A 22,947-nucleotide genomic window follows, 5' to 3' on the forward strand; every position below is an offset into this window, starting at 1 on the left:
CCGACGGCCGTTCCCAGCCAGTTTGCCTGGCGACCATAGAGCATTGGAACCACCTGATTCCATCCCGAACTCAGCAGTGAAACGATGCATCGCCGATGGTAGTGTGGGGTCTCCCCATGTGAGAGTAGGTCATCGCCAGGCTCCAAAAAGGAAAACCCCCGGTCCGTTGGACCGGGGGTTTTGCTTTTAGGAACCGAGGATCTACTGCCACTACAACCCGGGTCCCATGTGACAACCCCTGCACCGCAGGTGCGGGGTTGGGGCGCCGAAGGCGTCGCGAAGCGATCGCGAGCACCGCTCGCGACCCAAAGTAGGTCATCGGTGTGGCACCCAGCCAAAACAAACTGCCGATACCTTAAGACTCTGACATCAGCCTCGCACACCCCTCCACCACCATCCCCCGAACCCCCACAAAAAACTCATCCTCCCCATGCTCCGGCCGCTCATGCACCCAACCGAGCAGCGCCAGCCCCCGCAGAAGCAGGAACACCGGCAGCATAGCCTCATCCCGCGGCGCCAGCGGGCGCACCTCTCGATAGCCTGTTAGCAGCGCCTCGCGCAGGGCCGGGAAGTCGCCGTCCGCGTGGGCTTCGATGAGTGCGGAAGCCAGGTCATAGCCATGCCAGCCGTAGGCCGCGTCGTCGAAGTCGATCAGGCCGAGGTTGCCTTCCGCATCGACGAGCACGTTCCCGGGATGAAGGTCCGCGTGTATGAGACTGTAGTTATCGCGGTGCGCGCCGTAATCAACGAGCATGACCCGCAGGCGGTCTCGTGCCTTCCGTACGAGCGTCCGCTCGTCGACGCCGAGGCCGCCGTTTTCCCAGAAGCGCCCCCAGCGCGGCTGTTCACCGAGAAGACCGTCCCGGTCCAGTGCCGGCCGCGTGAAACCTTCCGGCGCCTTCCAATCCGCAGCCTGGCTGTGCAGTCGGGCGGCGAGCGCCCCGAGGCGATTGAACAAGCGTCGGCGCTCCAGGCTATTGGCCTTTGCCAGGTAACCATCATCGAGAATCTCCCCCGGCAGCCAGCTGACCATGCTCGCGTAGCGCCAGCTTTCCTTGCCGGACTCCGAGGTCGACACCGGCACGAAGTGCCGACCGTCGCAGGCAGCGGGGGCGGTTTGAATCCGCAGCCCGGCCGCTGCCAGGGCATCGCGCCAGCGGCGCTCCGACTCGAGCTCTTCCAGCGTGTTGTAGCCGGGCCGGTGCAGCCGCAGAACGTATGCTTCGCCCGATTCTGTCGTGACCCGGAAGCTGACGTTCTCGGACACCGCCGCCGTCGCAAGCCTGCTGGGGCGCACCGGGAACTGCGCCAGCGCTTCCCGGGCTGCCGGAAGATAGGGTGCGGTTGGGTCTTCAGTGCTCACTGCGGATGCCGAACACCGTGTCGCAGGCCTCGAGGAAGTAAGGTGCATCGTCTTTGCCGAAGACGAGCGGTGGCCGGAGCTTCAGAATATTGCCATGCACCCCGGCGGCGCCAAGCAAAATGCCCGCAGCGCGGAACCGGTTGGCAAGGGCTCTCGCTGCGGCCGGGTCCGGCTCCCCGCTTAAGAGGTCGCGCACGATCTCCACGGCCAGGAACAGGCCGCAGCCGCGGATGTCACCCACCCCCGCTGCGCCGGCGAGCCTGCTTCGCAGCGCTTCCAGCAAATAAGCGCCGGTGCTGGCGGCATTGCCCACCAGGGCCAGGCGCTCGATCTCGTCGAGCACCGTCATGCCTACGGCCGCCTGCAGCGGGGTCGAGGCAAAGGTATTGAAGTAGTCCGTCTCCCGCCGAAACGCCTCCACGTTTTCGCGGGATGAAGCCGCAGCGGCGAGGGGCAGCCCGTTGCCCATGGGTTTGCCCATGACCACGATGTCCGGCGTAAAGCCCATGGCCTCGTAGCCCCACCAATGACCCGTGCGGCCGAAGCCGCACTGCACCTCGTCACCGATGACGAGCCCGCCTTCCCGGTGTACCAGTTCGGTCGCCGCCGCGAGGAAGTCAGCCGGGACGCGCGGCAGGCCCTCGTTGGCAAAGATCGAGCAGACGATGAAGGCGGCGAGGCCGTATCCGTCGCGCTTGAGCCGCGCGATGGCCGCCTCCACCCGCGCCAGGTAGGCGGCACAGAGCTCATCCTCACTGGCACCGGGCACGAGCGGGCGATAACCGTCGGGATAGGGAAAGCCGCGCACCACTCCGGCCGGCCCCTGGGTATCAGTGCCGACCTCCGTCAGGCGGGCCACCAACCCCGCGTTGCCGTGATAGGCGGCATCGCTGCAGACAATACCCGCCTGCCCGGTGACAGCGCGGGCCATGGCCAGCGCCACCTCGTTGGCTTCGGTACCGGTGCAGCAGAACACCACGCTCTCGATGCCGTTATGGTGCAGAGCGCAGAGCCGCTCGGCATAGGCGACGATGCTCTCGTGCAGGTAACGGTTGTGCACGTTCAGCGTGGCCTGCTGCGTGGCCATGGCCTCGGCGACGGCCCGGTTGCCGTGCCCGACGCAGGGCACGTTGTTGTAGAGATCGAGGTAGCGCCGGTCCTCCCGGTCGAAAAGGTAACAGCCCTCGCCGCGGACGATCTCCACGGGGTCGTCATAGAAGAGCTCCGCCCCCGGGCCCAGGGCCAGGTCGCGGCGTTCCTGCAAGGGGGAACGGTGCATCCTCAGACTCCTGCTGTTCACGTGGCCAGCGCGATCGACAGCGTCTCTTCGTCCCGGCAGCAGTGTTTCAGGTCGCCGGGCCGGGCAGCTCTGTCACCGCACGATACGCCTCATCGATCGCGACATGGGTGTAGGCGCTGGCACCGGCGTCCGAGTTGGCGATGGCGATGCGGCCGAAGGGCCGCCGAGCGATCTCGTGCGGCGCCCCTCCTTCGGCCCAGTCCTCGTCCCACAGGTCGAGGTATTCGTAGGCGTAGCCGTGCGGCCAGCGGTTCACGGTAATCGCCAGCACATCGCGCGCCACGTCGAAACCGGCCGACCCCAGCAGCCCGTCGAGCACCGTGCGCACCTCCCGCTCGTAATCCTCGAAGCTGAGCTGGAGCATCGCCTCCCGGGAGGCGCGCAGTTGCGCCTTGACGTCGACGGCTTCCGGCGGCGGCGAGATCGTCCCCCAGAAGACCAGCGATACGGGCCCGCTGTCGTTGATGTCATGCCGGTACCCGCCGTTGTTGATGCCGCGGAAGGTGAACAGGCTGGCGTGCAGGCGGCCGGGGCAGTCCACGGCGTCGATGCCGAGCCGGTCGAGCGCGTCGGTATTGCGGATCAACACATTGGTCAGGACCAGGGGGTGCTTGACCTGGTAGGCCAGTGCGTCCTTTTGTGTCTCCGGCAGCGCGGGACAGAGGTGGGGAATAATCGCGTTGTAGCAGGCCAGGATACAGTGCCTCGCCCGCACTCTCTCAACCCCGCCGTCGCGGTAGTAGGTCACCGCGACGCCGTCGTCATCCCCGTTGGTATTAAGGACCGTGGCGTTGAGGCGCAGGCGAACGTTCGCACCCGGCCGATCGAGCCTGGAGTAGTCGAAGCGGGCCAAAGCGATATTGCTCGCGTCGGTTTTCGGAGCCACGTCGGGGATCAGCCTGGCCACCTGCAGTCTTGCCAGACTGGCGTTGCCATCCGGCCACATCGCAGCGGGGTAGTCCCATGCATCTCTCTCCGGTTCCTCTCCGAGAAGGTGCGTTCCCGGGAAGCCGTCCCAGAAGCACTCCATCGCCGAAAGCGCCCGCAGCTCCAGGCCCCAGCTGCCGTGGGCCAGCTTGTCGAAGAGCTGGGTCACTTCGGGGTCCAGGCCGCAGTGCCGCTGCAGGAATTCCGGGTAGGAGATAGACCGCAGGTAGGCCTCTGCTGCCTCCTCGTCCATGTCGTCCAGCACGTTTTCCCGTCGTTGGTAAAAAGCCTTGAGTTGCTCGCGCCCTGCGGGCGAAATCGGGATCTGGTCGATGATGTCGGGTGCCGGCCCCGGGAACGTCAGGTCACAACGGGGTACCAGTCGGTCAACACCATAGGTCTCCTGGTCGAACCACATGGCCGGGCTGTTGGGTGCCGTCCGGCCGTAGCGGAACTGCTGTTGCTCCCGCATCGCTTCCACGTCAACGCCGTGTGTGTCCAGAAAGGACTCGACGGTATCGCTGAACTGCCACCACTCGAGGTTGTGCGTACCACCGAGGGAAAGGCGCATCTTGCCCGCCTGGTGGAACTCATTGCGCCTGGCATGGCCGCCGAAGTCGTCGTGGTTCTCGAGCAGGAGAATCCTTGAGCTGGAGCCGAAGCGCTCCCGATAGAAGTGAGCCCCTGCCAGGCCTGAAATCCCGGCACCGACGATGACGAGGTCATAGCTTTCATCGAGGTCCCGCGGTTCGGGAAAGGACGCCCCCTCCCGTGCGAGCGCATGCGCGGCCTCGAAGGAGCCCGGGTGCGAACCCCGCATGCCGGTGCGGACTGGCGGGTACTCCGCTGCGGTGGGTACCTGTTTCGATGCAACGGAAGCGATGGCATCGAGGCCGGGGACCGCGGCAGCAAGGCCGGCGGCCGCCGCACCGTGCAGGACGTCGCGCCGGCTGATTGGCGCATTCATGCCCAAGGCCTCGTCGGATTTCCCTGTCACCGGCATTCCTCTCACTCATCTCGCATCGGGGTCGCTGCTCGCTTCGTTACCGCAGCCTGCCGTCAGGCCAGTGCCGGCGCTACCGCCGGGGGCGTCGCGGCGGCGCCCCCGGCATTTGCTCAGAAGCTGTAGCTGGCCCTTACGCCGGCCGTCCTTGGCCGCGAGGGGCCGAAGACATACTGTGGATAGGGCGTACCGTCGAAGCCTTCTCCGAAGGTGCCGTCCTCCCAGCTGTTGTTGAAGACGTTTTCCACGTAGCCGCTGACCATCCAGTTCTCCTCCTGGTAACCGACGACGATATCCGTCTGGTCCAGGAAGCGGATTTCCTGCTTGGCAAGGTCTTCAGGTATCCAGTCACCCTTTGCATCATCTTCCCAGCTGTAGGCGATGTTGCCGAAGAGCTGACCTCCGCGGCTTCCTACCGGGAAGCTGCCATTCAGGATGGCGAAGGCCGTGAACTCCGGTGCGAGCGGAAGCGGCTCGCCCTCGCACGCGTCCACGGTCGCGCCGAGATCCACCGCCGCACCGCAGAAAGCCTGGACTTCATTGGCCTCTGAATCGAGCCATGATCCGCCGAGTCGCAGGGTGATGTTGTCGGTGACTGCCGCGCGAATATCAACCTCGCTGCCCCAGCCATCCAGGATACCAACGTTGCCCGCAACGGTCCTGAAGCCTGGTCCATTCGGGTTCGGTTCGGTGAAGAAGGCCTGCAGATCCTTGTATTCATAGAGGAACGCCGTCCAGGCAAGATCCAGTCGGCCGTCGAGGAATCGCCCCTTGTAGCCTATTTCATAGGAGGTGACGGTTTCCTCGTCGAAGTCCGCAGGGCGGTCCCGGCCGGGCAGGGCCGGACCGCTCACCGTGGTGCCGGTAGCGCGGTTCTCAAATGCGTATACGTCGTAGCCACCGGGCTTGAAGCCCGTCGAGATAGTCGCGAAGAGCAGCGTGCTGTCGGTGGGGTGCCAGTTGGCCGCCAACCGATAGGTAACGCCGTCCCAGTCCGCCGAATCGGAGACGGGGCCCTCCGGGGTAGGCGTAAGCCCGCCGATGCCGCCGGAGAACTGGGACCCCCCCAGGTCAGGGAGCGTCTCGTTGGAGTATTCCCGTTCGTCGTACTGGTAGCGAACACCCGCGGCGACGTCAAAACTCGGGCTGAACTTGTAGCGCAGCTCGACGTACGCCGAGTAGCCCTCGTACTTGCCCAGGGTCTCGTTGTAATCGTTGATGAGGCCGTTGGTCGAGGGCGTGAACTCGTAGCCGAGATAGTCTTCATAGAAGCCGGTGCAGCCGCGGTAGGCGTCGCCGGCGTAGTAGTAGTTCAGGTACAGGTCGCAGTAGACATCCTCGCTCTGGATCTGGCCGAAGGTGGTGTCGATATCCTCCTGGTAGATGGAAGCTCCGACGTACCAGTCCAGCGGTCCCTCGCTCTGCGATGTCAGCCGCAGTTCCTGTTCGAAATAGTCGCCGGACTGGAACTGTTCGTACTCGTAGAGCGTGATGGGGAGCCCGTCAAAATCCTCGCCGTACTCGTAGTCATGATCCTTGTAGTGGGTCAGTGAGCTGATGGTCGCCCAGCCGAGGTCGTATTCCAGCAGCAGTCCGACGGAGAAAATCTCGGAGACATCCCGCGAATTGATCTCATCGTTGATGTTCACCTGGCGATCCGTCCCGACTTCCCAGGGTTCGCCGCCGTTGAGGAACAGCGATGGCGGGCTGCTGAAATTGGGGCCCTCGCCGGTGACCCGGTAGATGGAGCCGGCCTGGTCCCGGTCGTCATACTGGAAGATCAGGTCGCCCGTGAGTTTCTCGGTCTGGTAACGGAAGCTGACACGCAGCGAATCGTTATCGTGCGCGATAAGGTCGTCCCCGCCAGCGAGGTTTTCGACGTAGCCATCCTCCTCTGTATGGATGCCTGCCACACGCATGGCCAGGTTGTCCGTCAGCGGGAGGTTGACTGCGCCCTCGAACACGAAGACACCGCGCTCGCCCACGTCGAGTTCGCCGTAGCCTTCGACGCCTTCTGTGCTGGCCTTCTGGGTGATCACGTTGAAGGCGCCCGTGACGGCACCTCGTGGGAAGAGGAAGCCCTGGGGTCCGCGGAGGACCTCGGAGCGTTCGATATCATAGAGGCTGCTCACCGCGGCGCCCGTACGCCCCTGGTAAAGGCCGTTGACGTAGAAGCCGACAGACGGCTCGGCACCGTTGCCGAACAGCTCTGTCCGAATGCCGCGAACGTTGACGGTATCGAGGAAGGAGTCCTTGGAGTTGCCCGAGATACCGGGCGTGAAGGAGATCAGGTCCTTGATATCGTTGATGTTGAGCAGGCGTGTCTCGGCGCCGCTAATCGCCGAGATGGAGAGCGACACATCCAGCAGCGATTCGCTGCGCTTTGTCGCCGTGACAACCACTTCCTCCAGTTGCTGGGCACTGAGAGGCGAGGCCGCCGCCCCGGTGAGAATCGCCACGGAAACCGCCTGGGCCAGTCTCGACCTTGGCCCGAGGGGGCGTTCCGAATGGTATACATACGCTCGCTTCCGGCTGTAAGACGGTGGGTGCTTCGCCATGGTTTTCTCCCGCTGAGTCAGCTCTTGTATTTGTGTCCCGGTCTCTACTCTCCTGAAAACTAGCCGTGCGAACGGCATGGTGCAACTTGGGGAGTCATAACGAAAACAGGCCGCCTTTGCGACCGTGCCTATACGCACGGCATTCGGCGCTCAATTGGTGCGGCCAACGCGGGCCATGCACCGGATTGGCCTTGCTATCCCCCGGCGCTGAGCTCTAGGGGGATACCCTCACGCTCCAGGGCTTCGCGCATTGGGCGCAGCTGCTGCTCGTAGCGGCGCCAGCGTCCGACCGAGCGGGTGTGCGCTGGCTGTCGGACCTGAACCGAGCTGGCGGTGGTCACGGCGCCGGACTGCTCGTGGAAGTGCAGGCAGGCGTCTTCCCACGGCAGGCCCAGGAAGTCGATGAGCGCACGTGCGTTCGGCTCGAGGTTGGCCGCCGTGTCTTCGTAGGAGATGTCGTGGAAACGATCCCCGAAACGCGCCCGCCAGGTGTCCATGAGCTTGAAGTAGCGGGCGTGATGGCGCGCCATCTCCGCCTGCTCGTAGGAATGAGGATAGGCATCGGCAAATAGCTGTTTGAAGCTGGCAAAGCAGGCATCCATGGGGCTGCGCCGCACGTGCACGATCCGGGCGTTTGGCAGTGCTTTCAGAATCAGTGGGATGTACAGGTAGTTGGGCGGCAGCTTGTCCACGAAGCGAGGGGTGTCCCCGCGCAGCTTGGCCGTCGTTTGCAGGTAGGCCCCGCCCAGTTTCGCTGGGTCGATGGTTGCGCCCAGCTCCGCAAGCTTCGGGGATACGGCGTTCGCTTCGCGGTAGTCCCCGAGGCGGCGCAGGCAGTGGCCGAACTGCCTGAGTTCGCCCGCGGAGTGAACCTGGGAATGGGCGACGATGATGCGTTCGATGAGGGTCGTCCCGGTTCTCGGCTGGCCGACCACGAAGATGGGTGACGGGTCCTCGTTGCCTGACGGGCCGCTTTCGAGCCACTCTCGGGTGAACGTGTCGGCGAAGGCCCGGAACATCGCGACTTCCCGTGACTCGTCGAAATCGAGGGTCTTGCGACGTTCTCCCGCACCCCTTTCGAAAGCCCGGAACGCATCATCCCAGGCCTCGAGATCTTCGAGCTCCTTACCCATCGCGTAATAGAGAAATGCGAGGCCGCGGGGGTTCCGCGTCCGCGTGACGAGTGCCTCGAGCGTTTCGATATGTCGACGATCAGTGGCCTTGCGCAGGCCCGAGACCAGCCAGTGTGCCTGGGGGTGGTTTGGTACGGTATGCAGCACTTCGTCGAGCAGGGTTTCCGCCTCGTCCAGGCGGTCGAGGAACATGTGGTTGTTCGCGAGGTTGATCTGGTGCGTCACGCTCCCGGGGTTCTTCTCCAGGGCCCGCTGAAACCAGCGGCCTGCCTCTTCCTGTTCGCCGAGTTGCCCATGGACCGTGCCGATGAGGTCGAGGACGACCGGGTTCTCCTCCGCATGCTCCACCGCTTTCGCCAGCGCGGCATCCGCTCGTCCGGCCTGGCCCGCGCGCACGAAGAGGCTGGCGAGGTTTGCCCAGGCGGCGCCGTGTGTGGGCTCCAGTTGAGTGACGGACCCGAAGGCGCGAATGGCGTTGGCAGTCTGCTTGATCTCAAGGGCAATGAGGCCGACCAGGAAATGGCCCTCGACGAGGTCCGGCTTCGCGGCGAGCACCTTCTTGCAGCACTGTGAGGCGTCGTTGACCCGGCCGGCGTTCAGATGGTTGAAGCCCTCGCGCAGGACATCCTGCATCCAGGGCGCGGTGGGTCTGGAAGAGGTTTGCTGCATGTGCTTTCCTGACGGGTCGAAGCCCAATCTTGCAGTCTGCGCGAGGGCGGCGCAACAGTCGGTCCCTTAAGGAGCGCTCGATGAATGCTGTCGCTGAAGTCCTTGTCGTTGGGGCCGGTCTTGCCGGTATCGCGGCTGCCACCCGCCTCGAGAAGCGTGGCGTTCGCGTCATCGTGCTCGAGGCGAAGGACTGGCCCGGAGGCCGTGCCGCCACCTCCGAAGCGCTGGGCCGGCCGGTCGACCTGGGCGCGAGCTGGCTCCACGGCACCCGGGATCACCCCCTCCATGACCGGGCGCAGGCCAATGGCTTGGCCCTGATACCCTTCGACTACGACAGTGCCGCGCTCTACCGGGCCGGCGGAGAACCCGAAACAGCGCCTGTCGATACCATCGATCGATTCGAGGAGGCGCTCGAACGGCTCGGCCGTGGCGCGAAGCGCCATGACTCGGTGAAGGACAGGATGGCGAGGCTGGACGGCCGGCTGCGTGATGAACTGCCCTCAGCGCTCCGGGATTTCCTGGTCGCGACCGTCCTGGAAGAAGAATACGCAGCGGACGTCCACGAGCTTGCTGCGAGGGCGCTGGAGGAGGGGCGCTCCATGCGCGGGGGCGATGCGATTCTCCAGGGCGGGTACGCCGCGCTTTACCGTCCGTTGTGCTCGCGGCTGGACATCCGCCTCGGCACCGCGGTGTCGGAGATCGACCTGGGCGGGGATGGCGTTACGGTCACTACGTCGGCGGGCCGCTTCACGGCGGACCAGCTGATTCTCACGGTGCCCCTGGGCGTGCTGAAAGGTGGTGGACTGCGCATCGTACCGCCCCTGCCAGCGCCTCAGCGGCGGGCCATCGATGCCTTGGGCATGGGCCTCTGCAACAAGCTGTATCTGCAGTTTCCACGGATCTTCTGGGACGAGGAGGTGCAGGTGGTGGGCTACCAGCATCCCGAGCGCGGCCGCTGGCTGTCCTGGTACAACTACGCGCGCGTGATCGGGCTGCCGGTGCTGCTCGGCTTTTGCACGGCGAACGCGGCAGTGTCGGTAGAGGATCTTGATGACGACGCCACGGTGGCGGACGCGATGGCGGTGCTCAGGCGAATCTATGGCCCCGCCATCCCGGAACCCGAGGCCGCGATTGTCACGCGTTGGGGGAAGGATCCCCACAGCCTGGGTGCCTACTCCTTCCTCAGGGTCGGTGCGCGCCCGTCGCAGCGGGACGAGCTGGCCATCCCCGTGCTTGATCGTCTGCTGATTGCCGGAGAGGCAACCGACCGGCGCTACCCGGGAACGACACAGGGCGCATGGCGGGCAGGGCGGCGGGCGGCAAAGGTCGTGTTGAACCTTCGGCGCCCGTGATCAGAGCGCGCGCAGGTACCAGGCGTAATCAAGGTCCGGGACCTGCGCGTGGTACAGGTCGCTCTCCCCCTGGCGCTGGGTCGCGAAGGCGTCGATGAAGGCCTCGCCGAGGTAGTGCGGAAGCACCTTGCCCGAGCGCAGGAGGCCGATCGCCGTGTCCAGCCGCTGCGGTATCGTCACCTCGCTGTCCGACAGGTCCATCTCCCGCGTGACCGGTTCGCTTGGCGTCGCGCCCGCTTCGAGCCCGTAGTGTATGCCCGCCAGCACCGCCGCCACCACGAAGTGGGGATTGGCGTCGGCACCGGCAATGCGGTGCTCGATGCGCCGGTTCTGCTCCGTGGAGGCGGGAATGCGCAGGGCCACTTCCCGGTGATCGTAGCCCCAGCTCCGCCCTGCCGGCGCGAAGGCGCCGGGGGTGAAGCGCCGGTAGGAGTTGGGATTCGGCGCGAAGATCGCCATCGCCTCGTCGATGGTGGCCTGCAGGCCGCCGATGGCGTGACGCAGCGGTTCGGTGAGCGTCGGCGGCGTGGTCGCCTCGTGGTGCGCGAAGATGTTGCTGCCGTCCTCGCGGTAGGCGCTGGCGTGGATGTGCAGGCCGCTGCCGCCCTGGTCGGCGAAGGGCTTGGCCATGAAGGTCGCGCCGAGGCCGTGGCGGCGGGCGACGCCCTTGATGATGCGTTTGAGCAGCAGTGCGTGGTCACCGGCGAGGAGCGCATCGTGCTGGTGGTGCGTGTTGATTTCCCACTGGCCCGGCGAGAATTCGCTGTGGATGGCCGTGAGCGGCACCGCCTGGCGTTCACAGGCCCCGCGCACATCCTCCAGGAATGCGTCGCACTCGATAAGGTCATCGGGCATGCAGTACTGGATGCCGTGCTGGCGCTCGCCGGTGCCGGGAATGCGGCCGAGCCGCGGCGACGGCCTTGGACCGTCCCCGTCCTCGAGGAGGTAGAACTCCAGTTCCGTTGCCACCACCGGGCTGAGGCCGCTGGCCCGATAGCGCTCGAGGACACGCAGGAGCGGCGCGCGGGGATCCATGTCCGCATAGCGTCCGTCGCCGGTGGCGAAGCCGGTCAGCACCTGCGCGGTCGGCGAGTCGACCCAGGGAATCGGCGCGAGGGTGCCGGCCACCGGCAGGATGAGCTGGTCCGGGTCGCCGCCGATAATCCGCTGGTCCTGGCCGGCATACATATCGCCGCGGATGCCCAGGTAGGGCACGGTCACCGGGACGGTGAAGCCGCCCTCGAACAGGGATGCAAACTCCCGGCGCTGGATGCGTTTGCAGCGCAGCAGGCCGTTCATGTCCGGCATGAGGACTTCCAGCAGCTGCACCTCGGGGTGCGTACGCAGGAAGTCGTCCAGTTCCCCGCGGTCGGCGAAATTCATGGCAGTTCCTTCTGGTCAGGCTAGCGGGAGCGTGGAACAGAGTTTGCAGTACTGCAAGAGACGGGGGCTTCCTAGCCCATCGGCCCGGAGGTTGCAGGCGCTGGCCGCCCCTAGACTCACCCAGGCAGTGACTGCGGGGGAAATCCTGTGACAGAGCGTGTGGACGTCATCGTCATCGGCGGAGGGCACAACGGGCTGGTCTGTGCGGCCTACCTCGCCGCCGCCGGCCGAAAGGTGCTGGTTCTCGAGGCCCGCGACCGCATCGGTGGCGCCGCGCTGACCGAGGAATTCCACCCGGGCTTCCGCAATTCTGTCTATTCCTATTCCATCAGCCTGCTTCACCCGAAGGTCATGGCGGACCTGGATCTCGCCGCCCACGGCCTGGAAGTGCTCGAGCGCCCCGCCGGCACGCTGAGCATGCTCGATGGTGACCACCTGCAACTCACGCGTGACGAAAAACAGGCACACGAGGAGCTGGCGCGCTTTTCGCGACGCGATGCCGAGCGCATCGGCGCCTTCGAGGCGGAGATCGGCGAGGTGGCGATGGCGCTCCGTGCCCTGGCGACGGAAGCGCCGCCGAACTTCGGCGGCGGCTGGCGCGATGCGCTCGCGCTCCTCAAGGGCGGCAATGCCCTGCGCAAGCTCGACAGCAAGCACCAGATGGTGCTCGGCGAGTTGATGACGCGCTCCCTGGGCGATCACCTCGACGCCTGGTTCGAGAGCGAGGCGCTGAAGGGCCTGTTCGGCTTCGAGGGCATTATCGGCAACTTCCGCGACCCCTATGATGCCGGCACCGCCTACGTCCTCCTGCACCACGCGTTCGGCGAGGTCAACGGCAAGGCGGGTGCCTGGGGCATTGCCCGCGGCGGCATGGGCGCTATCACGGACGCCATGGCGGCTGCCGCCCGGGCACGCGGCGTGCGCATAGAAACGGAAGCGCCGGTCGCCAGGATCCTGGTCGAGAACGGCGCCGCCTGCGGCGTAGTGACGGAGGACGGCCGCGAGTTCCGCGCGCCCGCAATCGCCGCCAACGTGCATCCGCAGTTGCTCCTGACCCGGCTGCTCGACCCGGAGTCGCTCGAGGCCGACGACCGGCGCCGCATCGACGCCTACCGCAGTCACTCCGCGACCCTGCGCATGAACGTGGCCCTGTCGGAGCTGCCCCGCTTAACCACCATGCAGGGCCGGGACGATTTCCACTTCCTCGGCGCGATCGAGTTTTCGCCCTCGCTCGGCTACCTGCAGGCCGCCTACCGCGATGCCCGGGACCGGGGCTGGGCGCGGCGCCCGGTCATCTCGATGCAGATCCCGAGCACGCAGGATGACAGCCTGGCGCCCCCCGGCGGCCATGTTGCCAGCCTGTTCTGCCAGCACTTCAACCGCCACCTGCCCGATGGGCGCAGCTGGGACGATGTGCGTGAGGAGGTCGCCGGCGTGGTGATCGACACGATCGATGCGCACGCGCCCAACTTCCGGGCGTCGGTCGTCGGTCGGCAGATCAAGACACCCCTCGATATCGAGCGCGACCTCGGCATGGTCGGCGGCGATATCTTCCACGGCGCCCTGCACCTCGACCAGTTCTATTCCCTGCGCCCGATCCCCGGGCACGCGGGCTACCGCATGCCGACGAAGGGCGTCTACCTCTGCGGTTCCGGCGCGCATCCCGGGGGCGGCGTCAGCGGGCTGCCCGGGCACAACGCTGCGCGGGTGATCCTCCGTGACCACTAGGCCGCGCTCCCTCAGCCGCAGCATCCGGCAGTGGACACCTATACACTGACCATCGCCGTCAGCGTGCTGCTGTTCGTTGCCATCGGCAACTACAGCGGCCGCAAGGTGCATTCGGTCGAGGACTACTACGTGGCCGGGCGGCGCGCGCCCACGCTCCTGATTCTCGGCACGCTGGTCGCCAGTGTGTTCAGTACGGCGATCTTCCTGGGCGAGGCGGGCTTCACCTACGAGGGGCAGCTCGGTGCCTACCTCCTCCTGCCGGGCATCGCGGTCACCGGCTACATTTACGGTGCCCTGTTCTTCGGCACCTTCCTGCGCCGCAGCCGGGCGCCGACCGTTGCGGATTATTTCGGCCACCGCTTTGACAGCCGCCGCGTCCAGCAGGCGGCGGGGGCGACCATCGTGCTCGGCCTCGGGGGCTACCTGCTCGTCGTGACCCAGGGGGCGGCGCTCTTGCTGTCCGATCTCACCGCGCTCAGCTATCCCGCCGCCGTGCTGGTCGCCTGGGCGAGCTACACGCTGTTCACGCTGTATGGCGGATCGCGGGGTGTGATCATCACGGATACGCTGATGTTCCTGCTGTTCACCGGGGCCACGGTGCTGTTCGTCTTCTTCCTGGTGGACGACTTCGGCGGGGTGCCCCGGGCGGTCGAGGCCCTCGCGCGGCAGGAGGACAAGCCCGGCCTCGCGGCCTGGCACGGCATCATCGGCGAGGGCACGCCCTGGCCCACCGCGATCGATTTCCTCATCTGGTTCGTGATCATCGACCTGTCCTGGAGCATCGTCTATGCCGTCAGCCCCTGGCAGTCGAGCCGCCATCTCATGGCGCGGGACGAGCACGTGGTGCTGCGCGCCTCGATCTACGCCTGCTTCGCGGTGATCTTCATGCAGTACCTGATCTATGGTGCGGGCGGCCTGATCAACCTTGCCAACCCCGCCATCGAACCGGCAGAAACGGTCATGCTCTGGGCGGCCCGGCACCTGGTCCCGGAGTTTCTCGGCGCGCTCCTGCTGGCGGGTATCGTGGCCGCCGCGCTGTCCTCCGCATCGACCTTCCTGTCGCTGGTCGGCTTCAGCGTGAGCAATGACCTCGGTGCCCGGGACCGGGTCGCGGGCCTCGCCACAACGCGCCTGGTGATGTGCGCGGTAGCCCTGGTGGTACTCGGGCTCAGCCTGTTCGTGCCGGCCAACATCTTCTGGATCATGATCTTCATCGGTACGGTTTTCGCCTCGTCCTGGGGGCCCGTGGCGTTCATGAGCGTGTGGAGCGCGCGGATCACGGCCCGCGCTGCTACCTGGGGCCTGGTCGTCGGCCTGCTCGCCAACGTCGTCCCCGCCGGGCTCGACTACGCGGGCGTGATCGCCCTGCCGAGCTACGCCGACCCGGCCCTGCTCGGTGCTGCGGCGAGCTTCCTTGCGATTGTCTTCGTTTCCCGTCGCGGCAGCCCCGGGGCGAAGGAAGTGGCCTACCGGGAGCGCCTGCACGAGACGCCCGCAGGGGACCGGGACTGGCGCAAGACCCGTATCACGCTGCTGGCACCGGCGCTGCTGATAGCCTACGGTGCGTGCATGCCGGTCCTGCTGCTACGGTTCTACGTGCTGCCCTACCAGCGCGGTAGCGGTAGCATCGGCGTTGCCGGCGGGATCAACTGGTCCGAGGCTGAACCCTGGTTCGCCCTCGGGCCGGCGCTGCTGTTCATACCGCTCGGCATCCTGGCGACGGTGGTGATCAGGCGACGCTATGCGCCTTCGATTCCTATATGATCAGAAGACAGGCGCGGCCGGTGGTGGAAAAGTCGGTCGCCAGGGAGTAAGCCCCGGCGGCGCAGGGGGCGGGAGAGTGTCCATGATGTACCTGGAAGGCAATCCATGAGCGGTTACGGCTACCTGGCTCTCGCCATTGCCGCCGAAGTGGTGGGCACGCTGGCGTTGAAGGCCTCGGAGGAGTTCAGCCGCCCGTGGCCGACCGGTCTGTCCATCGTTGGATACCTGGTGTCATTCTACTTTCTCGGCCTGGTCCTTCGCACCGTGCCCGTCGGCGTGGCCTACGCGGTCTGGTCCGGCGTCGGCATGGTCCTGATCGCTGTCCTCGGGGTCCCCCTGTTCCGGCAGGTGCCCGACCTGCCGGCCCTGGCCGGCATCGGCCTGATCCTTGCCGGTGTGCTGGTCATGAACCTGTTCTCCCGTACCGTCGGACACTGAACGATGTCCTCAGCGAACCCGGCGCCCGCGCTGCACCACGAACGCTCCGTCTTCGATGGCTGGCGCTCGCTGGTCATCTCCCTTTACATGACCCTGGTCGGCTATGGCGTACTCGCCGGCATCCCGGTGATCAGCACGGCCTGGGCCACCCAGCTCGGCTTCAGCGAGGTGCAGACCGGCCGCGTTGCCGGCGCTGACCTCGGCGGGCTCGCCCTCGGCGCGGTCCTCGCCTCGCTGCTGGTAGCGCAGATCAACCGGCGCCTTCTCGTGTTCCTTTCGGCGCTCGTTGCGATCACGGCCAATGCACTGTGCATGGTGCTCGTCGATTACGAGGCGGTGCTCTGGCTGCGGCTGCTCGCGGGCACCGGCAGCGGGGTCTACACGGCCATCGCCGTGGCCAACCTCGGTGCCAGCTCGAAACCGGCGCGGGCCTACAACATCATGCTCTTCTGCTTCGCGTTCACCCAGGCGGGAGAGATGTTCACGCTGCCGCGCCTGTCGATGGACGCGATCTACGGGGTCTTTGTCGCCGCCTATCTTTTCGGCCTCCTGTTCCTGCGCTGGGTCCCGCCGCGGCCGGTGGAGGCCGGCCTGGACGTGGAGGTGGAACTGCCGGACCCGGAGCTGGGTTCGGTCGTCGAGCACCGCCACGTACCGGCGCTGGTGCCCTGGCTGTGCCTCGCCGCGATTGCCGCTACCTACATCAATATCGGCGCCTACTGGACCTATATCGAGCTGGCGACGGCGCGAGCGGGGCTGGATAAGGCCTGGGTCTCCAACGTACTCGTGTGGGTCTCCTTCATGAGCCTGCTCGGCTGCCTCGTCGCGACCTTGATCAGCAATCGCTTCGGCCTCCTGCGCCCGCTGCTGGTGACGCTCCTGGTGCACGCGACCATCGTCGGCATGCTGGCCGGCGGGGTGACCAGCGTGACCTTCTTCATCAGCGTCTACACCTTCAATTTCCTGTGGATCTTTATCGACGTCTACCAGATGGCGACCGTCGCCAACGTCGACCATTCGGGCCGCTTCGCCTCGCTGCTGCCGGCCGCCCAGGGGCTGGGTCAGATCGTCGGTCCCAATCTCGCGGCGTCCACGCTCGCTCTCGGCTTCGGCTACAACGCCGTGTTCCTGTTCTGCGCCGGCGCCTCGCTGGTGGCCTTCGCCATCTATGCCGGGCTTTTCCTGCGCCTGCGCCGGACGCTGCCGGCCCTGGCCAACGCCGCATGAGCCGCCGCTACGATGCCATCGTCATCGGGGCGGGCCACAACGGCCTGACCACGGCCGGCTATCTCGCCCGCGGCGGCCTGCGCGTCTGTGTTCTCGAGCGCCGGCACGTCGTCGGCGGGGCGGCGGTGAGCGAGGAATTCCACCCCGGCTACCGGAACTCCGTGGCTTCCTATGTGGTCAGCCTGCTGCGCCCCGAGGTTGTGCGTGACCTGGAGCTTGAGCGCTACGGCTACGAGCCGCTGCTCCTGGCCAACTCGCTCTACCTCGATTCCCGCGGTGACTACCTGCTGCTGACCGGTGACGAGGCGGCCGACCGCGCCGAGTTCGAGAAGTTCTCGGCCACCGACTACGACGCCTACCTCGCCTTCGAGAACTCCGTCGAGCTCGTCGGTGAACTGCTGGCCGGCCAGTGGCTGCGCGAGCCGCCGAAACTCCACGGCGGCGGGATCGGTGATCTTCTCGCGGCGCTGCGCCTTGGGCTCGACGCGCGCAAGCTGGACGCCGAGGGGCGCTGGCGGCTGATGCAGTTCTTCCTCGGGGCGCCGGAGTCGATCATCGACCGCTGGTTCGAGAGCGACAAGGTCAAGGCCATGATCGCGGCACACCTCATGCCGGCGAACTTCGCGCCGCTGTCGCAGCCCGGCGCCAGCCTGGCCATGCTGCACCACGCGGTGGGGGAGATCGACGGCCGCAAGGGCGCCTGGGGCCTGGTGCGCGGCGGCATGGGCGGCATCACCCGGGCCATGGCGGCTTCCGCCCGGGACCGCGGCGTGGAAATCCGAACGGAGGCGCCGGTAGAGCGCATCCTGGTGGCGGACGGGCGTGTCCGTGGCGTGCGCCTGGAGAGCGGCGAGGAGCTTGCCGCGCCGGTGGTCGCGGCGAACACGGAGCCGAAGCGCACGCTGCTCGAGTTTCTCGGCGAGGAGCATCTGCCCGACGCCTTTGTGCGCGACCTGCGCGCCTTCCGCCAGGAGTCGGCCTCGCTGCGCATCAACCTGGCGCTCAGCGGCCTGCCGGAGTTCGCGGCCCTGGGGGGCACTGGCCCCGGGCCGGCGCACGAGTCGACCATTGTGTTCATGGAGCACAAGGGCCACCTCGACGCCGCCTTCCGCAGCGCCCGGGCCGGAGAGCCGGCATCGCCGCCGATCATCGAGGCGGTCATCCCGAGCGTGATCGACGACTCCCTCACGGATGCGCCCGGCACCCACGTCATGAGCATGCTCTGCAAGTACATGCCCTATGAACTGTCCGGGGGCCGGGACTGGGATTCGGAGAAAGCGCGGGTGCTGGACGATATCCTCGCCTGGGCCGGCCGTTTCATCCCCAACCTGCCGGAGATCCTGGTGGCCACCCAGTGTTTCACTCCGCTGGACCTGGAGCGGGAGTTCGGCCTGCCCCGCGGCGATATCTGCCACGGGCGCATGGAACCGGACCAGCTTTACAGCATGCGGCCCCATCCCGACGCAGCCCAGTACGCAACGCCGATGCCCGGGCTCTACCTCTGCGGCTCCGGGACGCATCCGGGCGGCGGGGTGACCGGTGCGCCGGGCTACAACGCGGCCCGGCGCATCCTCAAGGACCGGCGCTAGAGTGCATCGCGCAGCTTGAACCAGGCCATGCCGAGGGCGAGGCCCGGGCGCCGGAGCAGCTTGCCCCCCGGGAACGGCCAGTGCGGGATGCGAGCAAAGATATCGAAGTCTCCCGGTTCGCCGTCGAGCATGGCGGCGGTGATGCGCGCCATGACATGGGTCGGGGCAACGCCGTGCCCGGAGTAGGCCTGGATGTAGCTGATCTGTTCGTCGATGTGGCCGAGCTGTGGCATGCGGTTCAGGCCGATGCCGATGCGTCCGCTCCAGGCGTAATCGATCCGGGCATCGGCGAGGGACGGGAAGACCCGCAGCATCTTGCGCCGCAGCGTGCCGACCAGGTCCCGGGGCTCGAGCCCGGTGTAGTTGGACAGGCCCCCGAAGAGCATGCGCTGGTCCGCCGAGAGCCGGAAGTAGTCCAGGGCCGTGCGCGGATCGCAGACGGCCACGTCGCCGGGGATCAGCGCCCGCGCCTGCGCAGGGCCCAGGGGCTCGGTCGCGATGACCGCACTCACGGAGGGCAGGATGCGGCTGGCAAGCCGCGGCACCAGGTTGCCCAGGTAGGCATTGCCGCAAAGCAGCACGCGTCGGGCGGTCACGCTGCCGCGCTCCGTGCGCACGCGCGGGCGCGGCCCCGGCACCAGTTCGACGACACGCGACTGCTCGAAGATCCGTGTGCCCAGTGATGCCGCCGCCCGGGCCTCTCCCAGGCACAGGTTGAGGGGATGCAGGTGGCCATTGCCCGTATTGTAGAGCCCGCCCAGGTAGGCCTCTGAAGCGACGAACTCCTTCAATTCGTCCCGGTCCAGCAGCCGGTAGCTGTGCGGATTGCCGATCGCCTCCTCGTGGGCCTTCCACTCGGCGAACTGGCGCAGGTGGCGAGGCTTCAGGGCCACGTCGCAGTAGCCCCACTTCAAATCGCAGTCGATGTCGTACGTCTCGACCCGTTCACGGATGATGTCCCGGGCCTCGATGCCGAGACGATAGATGCGCTTCACTCCGTCACTGCCGATGTGGCGCTCGAAACGCTCCGGATCGTGGCCGATGCCGCCGATGATCTGGCCGCCGTTGCGGCCGGAGGCGCCCCAGCCGATGCGGTTGGCCTCCAGGAGCACGACCTCGTAGCCGCGCTCGGCGAGTTCCAGGGCTGTGTTGATACCGGTGAAGCCGGCGCCGACGACGACGATATCCGCGCTGAGATCGTCTTCGAGGGTCGGGTAGCGGTTGTCGGGGTGCGCGCTGGCGGCGTAATAGGAGCCTGCGTGTTCGCGCGTGTCACGGGTACGTTGAAGTCCAAGCATGGTCGATCTCCAGCAACTGGGGGCAGTAGCCGGCAGCCTCGGCGGTGCCGGCACCTTCGTGGATGCTCAGGGAGATCGGGCCGGGTCGGCGTCCTCGCCGCCGGGGATGTCCTGCCAGGCCGCGGGGGTGCGGGCCCAGTGGCTCCAGGCGATGAACGGAGGAATGCGGCTGATGGCCTCGTGCATGGGGTGCTTACGTTGTTCCGGTCGCTTCGGACGCCCCTACATTCAGCCGAAGCGGTTCCTGCGTGTCAATCCGGCCCCGGGACGGCGGCGAGGGCCTCGCGGCGGAACTGCGCCGGGGTCTTGCCCGTGATCCGCTTGAAAGCGGCGTAAAACGTCGAGGTTGAGTTGAACCCCACGGACAGGGCGACGTCGAGAATGGAGGGGGCCCGGGGGCCCGCCTCGGTCAAGAGCGCCGTGGCATCCCGCACGCGGAAGCCGTTCACGTAATCGAAGAAGCCGACGCCATGGCCCTCGTTGATCGCCTGGGACAGGTGATTCACCGAGCAGCCCAGGCTGGCCGCGAGCTCCGGCAGCGAGAGGTGCGAATTGAGGTAGGCCCGGTCGTCCTGCATGGCTTCCGTCAGTCGGCAGAGCACGGCCTCCATGGCGGCCGGGCTGAGCCCGGACTTGGCATAGCGGGCTGCGCTGTCGCCGCCGCGCTCGCGGCTGGCCAGGGCCGGGTCGCGGTAGTAGTCCTCGATACGCGTCGCCGCGTCACCATCCAGGGTGATGAACTCCGCGCCCATCCAGCCGCCGTCGTCGGCACTGTCACCGGTGGGGCAGGCGAGGTACTGGAAGGCGATGCTGTTCTCCCCCTCGAGCACCTCCCCGACGAGCACGTAGCGATTGCTGTCGCGGCTGAAATAATCCTCCAGGTGGGCGATGAAGTCCTTGCGGGTGACCTGCTTGAGCTCGCCCATGTCGTGGTAGGTGCCATCCCGCGCGAGGTGTGCCGCAACGCGCCGGGGGCTGCGCTGGTTCCAGGCGTCGATGTAGCTGCGGACGAAATCTGCTGACAGCATGCACTGTGCCCTCCGGCGCGGGCCGCTGGGTCTCAGGCCGAGACTACACCAAGCGCCTGCCAGCGTGTAGGCCCGGAAGCGCGTGCTGGCGTCGCGTCGTAGAAGGGGCAGTAGAACGTCGCAAGCGGTGACCAGGGTGGCCAGGGAAGCGGTGGACAAGCGCGGGGGGCTAACCTCCTATCTGCGACTGCCGCCCCGGCAGCTCCTGAAGGTCGTGATCTACGGTCTGCTGCTGGTGAACTTCACCGTCTACCTGGGCAATGACTGGACCGTCGCCAGGCACACCGCGCGCCCGGACTGGACGTTCCTCGACTGGGCCCGCGCTTTCGCCACTACCCTCGACGAGGCCGCCTGGTTCGTGCTGCTCTTCCTGTTCGAACTGGAAACCTACCTGTTGTCGGACGAGGCTTTCACCCGGGCACGGGTGCTGCTCCTCCACGGGCTGCGCCTGGTCTGCTACCTGTTCATCGCGCACACGGTCTACGCCTTTGCGGATTACGCGCTGGCGCTGGCCGAGGTTCCCGTGGCGGGCACGGAACTCTGCGCCTTCGCGGAGCGGGAGGTCGCCTGGGCCTTCAACCTCGCCTATACGCCGCTCGATGCCGCGAACTGCCGTAACCTGTCCGATGCCTCCGCCTTTTTCCTCATCGAGCAGGACACCCTGGTGACCGACGCCGCCGGCCTTGCCATCGAGCGTCAGCTCGCCGTGATCGACGTGATCGAGGTCGTGGCCTGGCTGCTGATCCTGTTCTTCATCGAGCTGGCGGTGCGCCTGCAGGACCGCGGCATCACGCAGGGCACGCTGTTTCGCGCGGCGCGTATCGGCAAGGCGGGGCTCTACACGGTGCTCTGGCTCTGTGCCGCCTACTGGCTCTACCGGGGACACTGGGTCTTCGCCTGGGACGAGGCCCTGTGGATTCTTGGCTTCATCGCCATCGACGGGAATCTCGAGGAGTGGCGCGAGGAGATCGAGGAGACGCCGGCGGGCGCCTAGTATCGGGGTGGTGGTGTCTGCCGCGCCCCCGGCCCGCTCCAGAAGGGTTTCTCACGCACCGCGCAGCGGGCCATCTTGCGGATCGGGCGCAACTCCTTCGGGTAGTAGATTTCCGCCCAGATCTCGCCCTCGAGGTGGCGGCTCTCGATCATGGCGAGGGCGATGTTGGCCTTGGCGGCCGGCGACCACATGGCGGAGGTGACGTAGCCCACCGGCTTGCTGCAGCGCTTGTTGTTGTAGAGGATCGCGTCCTCGGCCACCTTGTTGCCCTCGATATCCAGCTTGGTCAGCCGGTAGCGCGGCCCCCGCTCCCGCTCCTTTAGGAGGGCGGCGCGCCCGTTGAAGTGCGGCTTGCGGAAGTCCACCAGCCAGTCGAGGCCGAGCTCGAAGGGCGACTGGTCATGCTGGAAGTTGACCGTCTTCAGCGCTTCGCTGAACTCCATGTCCGGCATGATGAAGCCCGCCTCGAGGCGCGCCATGTTGGTCGCCGCTTCGCCATAGGGATGAATGCCGTAGTCCCCGCCGGCGGCGTAGAGCGCATCCCAGAGGGTCAGCGCCAGCGCTTCCGGCAGCCACAGCTCATAGCCCAGGCCGCCGGTAAAGCCCGTGCGCGAGACCATGAGTGTGTCGCCGTGGAAAGGGTAGCACCGGATACCGAAGGGTTTCAGCGCCTCGATGCCGTCCAGCCCGAGCGCTTTCAGTACCGTGCAGGCGGTCGGCCCCTGCAGCGAGAGGCCGGCGGTCTCCTCGGTGACGTCGCGCACGGCCACGTCGTCGAAGCCGATCACGCTCTTGCGCAGCCAGGCCAGGCAGGGGCTGCCGCAGGTCAGCATGAAGCGGTCCTGGGCAAGGCGGAAGATCGTGCCGTCGTCGATCATGCGCCCCTCGTCGGTGCACCAGCAGCAGTAGGTGACCCGGTCCACCTTCAGCTTCTCGAGGTCCCGGGTGACCATGCGGTTGAGCATGGCGAGGGCGTCGGCGCCGCTGACGAGGTACTTCTGCATGGGGCAGATGTCGTAGGTGGCGCAGAAGTTGCGGATGCAGAAGTATTCGTAGACGGTGTCGTAGTAGTAATCCGCGAACTTGAAGCCGTTCCAGGACGACCAGGCGTCGCGCAGGTTCAGGGGTGCCTGCCGCGGGTGAAAGGGCGATTCCTTGAGTCGCTCGCCGGCAAAGGGGTCTGGGTTCGCCAT

16 protein-coding genes and 1 rRNA gene are annotated in these 22,947 nt (G+C 66.6%); 8 read left to right on the forward strand and 9 right to left on the reverse strand.

Features of this window, described 5'->3' with window-relative positions; translation table 11 throughout:
* Window positions 1–25: 25 nt before the first annotated feature.
* Window positions 26–141: ribosomal RNA gene (gene rrf / locus ACX93N_RS12850) — 5S ribosomal RNA — on the forward strand.
* A gap of 214 nt (window positions 142–355) precedes the next feature.
* On the opposite strand, the gene ACX93N_RS12855 is transcribed toward rrf, so the two are convergent.
* The 5 genes from ACX93N_RS12855 to ACX93N_RS12875 form a co-directional block, all read right to left on the reverse strand.
* Window positions 356–1,363, reverse strand: a complete 1,008-nt coding sequence (locus ACX93N_RS12855) for a phosphotransferase enzyme family protein (RefSeq protein WP_459428831.1) — start codon at window positions 1,361–1,363, stop codon at window positions 356–358.
* On the reverse strand, window positions 1,353–2,642 hold the full coding sequence (locus ACX93N_RS12860) for an aspartate aminotransferase family protein (RefSeq protein ID WP_459428832.1): 1,290 nt from the start codon (window positions 2,640–2,642) through the stop codon (window positions 1,353–1,355). Before ACX93N_RS12860 ends, ACX93N_RS12855 begins: the two co-directional genes overlap by 11 nt.
* Before the next feature lie 67 nt (window positions 2,643–2,709).
* Window positions 2,710–4,593 carry an NAD(P)-binding protein gene (locus ACX93N_RS12865; RefSeq protein WP_459428833.1) on the reverse strand — a complete coding sequence of 628 codons (1,884 nt, stop codon included), beginning with the start codon at window positions 4,591–4,593 and terminating at the stop codon, window positions 2,710–2,712.
* Window positions 4,594–4,706: 113 nt separating this feature from the next.
* Window positions 4,707–7,052, reverse strand: coding sequence for a TonB-dependent receptor (locus tag ACX93N_RS12870; protein ID WP_459428834.1), 2,346 nt, complete (start codon window positions 7,050–7,052; stop codon window positions 4,707–4,709).
* Window positions 7,053–7,345: 293 nt separating this feature from the next.
* Window positions 7,346–8,953, reverse strand: a complete 1,608-nt coding sequence (locus ACX93N_RS12875) for a tetratricopeptide repeat-containing sulfotransferase family protein (RefSeq protein ID WP_459428835.1) — start codon at window positions 8,951–8,953, stop codon at window positions 7,346–7,348.
* Window positions 8,954–9,033: 80 nt separating this feature from the next.
* Here ACX93N_RS12875 and ACX93N_RS12880 point away from each other — a divergent pair, with 80 nt between their 5' ends.
* On the forward strand, window positions 9,034–10,305 hold the full coding sequence (locus tag ACX93N_RS12880) for a flavin monoamine oxidase family protein (protein WP_459428836.1): 1,272 nt from the start codon (window positions 9,034–9,036) through the stop codon (window positions 10,303–10,305).
* On the opposite strand, the gene ACX93N_RS12885 is transcribed toward ACX93N_RS12880, so the two are convergent.
* Window positions 10,306–11,688: a glutamine synthetase family protein gene (locus tag ACX93N_RS12885; protein WP_459428837.1), complete on the reverse strand. Its 1,383-nt coding sequence runs from the start codon at window positions 11,686–11,688 to the stop codon at window positions 10,306–10,308.
* 147 nt (window positions 11,689–11,835) lie between these two features.
* Between ACX93N_RS12885 and ACX93N_RS12890 the strand changes: the two genes are divergently transcribed.
* The 5 genes from ACX93N_RS12890 (at window position 11,836) to ACX93N_RS12910 (ending at window position 18,434) form a co-directional block, all read left to right on the forward strand.
* Entirely contained in the window at window positions 11,836–13,416 is a 1,581-nt protein-coding gene (locus ACX93N_RS12890) for a phytoene desaturase family protein (protein ID WP_459428838.1), read from the forward strand.
* A 30-nt stretch (window positions 13,417–13,446) separates the two neighbouring features.
* Entirely contained in the window at window positions 13,447–15,180 is a 1,734-nt protein-coding gene (locus ACX93N_RS12895; RefSeq protein ID WP_459428839.1) for a sodium:solute symporter family protein, read from the forward strand.
* Window positions 15,181–15,285: 105 nt separating this feature from the next.
* Complete coding sequence (locus ACX93N_RS12900; RefSeq protein WP_459428840.1) at window positions 15,286–15,618, forward strand: DMT family transporter; 333 nt, start codon at window positions 15,286–15,288, stop codon at window positions 15,616–15,618.
* Between the two features lie 3 nt (window positions 15,619–15,621).
* Window positions 15,622–16,845: an MFS transporter gene (locus tag ACX93N_RS12905; RefSeq protein WP_459428841.1), complete on the forward strand. Its 1,224-nt coding sequence runs from the start codon at window positions 15,622–15,624 to the stop codon at window positions 16,843–16,845.
* Window positions 16,842–18,434, forward strand: a complete 1,593-nt coding sequence (locus ACX93N_RS12910; protein ID WP_459428842.1) for a phytoene desaturase family protein — start codon at window positions 16,842–16,844, stop codon at window positions 18,432–18,434. Before ACX93N_RS12905 ends, ACX93N_RS12910 begins: the two co-directional genes overlap by 4 nt.
* On the opposite strand, the gene ACX93N_RS12915 is transcribed toward ACX93N_RS12910, so the two are convergent.
* Complete coding sequence (locus tag ACX93N_RS12915) at window positions 18,431–19,732, reverse strand: NAD(P)/FAD-dependent oxidoreductase (protein WP_459428843.1); 1,302 nt, start codon at window positions 19,730–19,732, stop codon at window positions 18,431–18,433. The two genes, ACX93N_RS12910 and ACX93N_RS12915, sit on opposite strands and share 4 nt — an antisense overlap.
* Window positions 19,733–19,983: 251 nt before the next feature.
* Window positions 19,984–20,760 (reverse strand): helix-turn-helix domain-containing protein, encoded by a 777-nt coding sequence (locus tag ACX93N_RS12920; protein ID WP_459428844.1) that lies wholly within the window; start codon window positions 20,758–20,760, stop codon window positions 19,984–19,986.
* A gap of 136 nt (window positions 20,761–20,896) precedes the next feature.
* Here ACX93N_RS12920 and ACX93N_RS12925 point away from each other — a divergent pair, with 136 nt between their 5' ends.
* The gene (locus ACX93N_RS12925) at window positions 20,897–21,754 is read left to right on the forward strand and encodes a hypothetical protein (RefSeq protein WP_459428845.1); all 858 of its coding nucleotides are present in this window, start codon (window positions 20,897–20,899) and stop codon (window positions 21,752–21,754) included.
* Here ACX93N_RS12925 and ACX93N_RS12930 read toward each other — a convergent pair.
* On the reverse strand, window positions 21,751–22,947 hold the full coding sequence (locus tag ACX93N_RS12930) for an aminomethyltransferase family protein (protein ID WP_459428846.1): 1,197 nt from the start codon (window positions 22,945–22,947) through the stop codon (window positions 21,751–21,753). The genes ACX93N_RS12925 and ACX93N_RS12930 overlap by 4 nt on opposite strands.

Source organism: Pseudohaliea sp. (assembly GCF_054552115.1).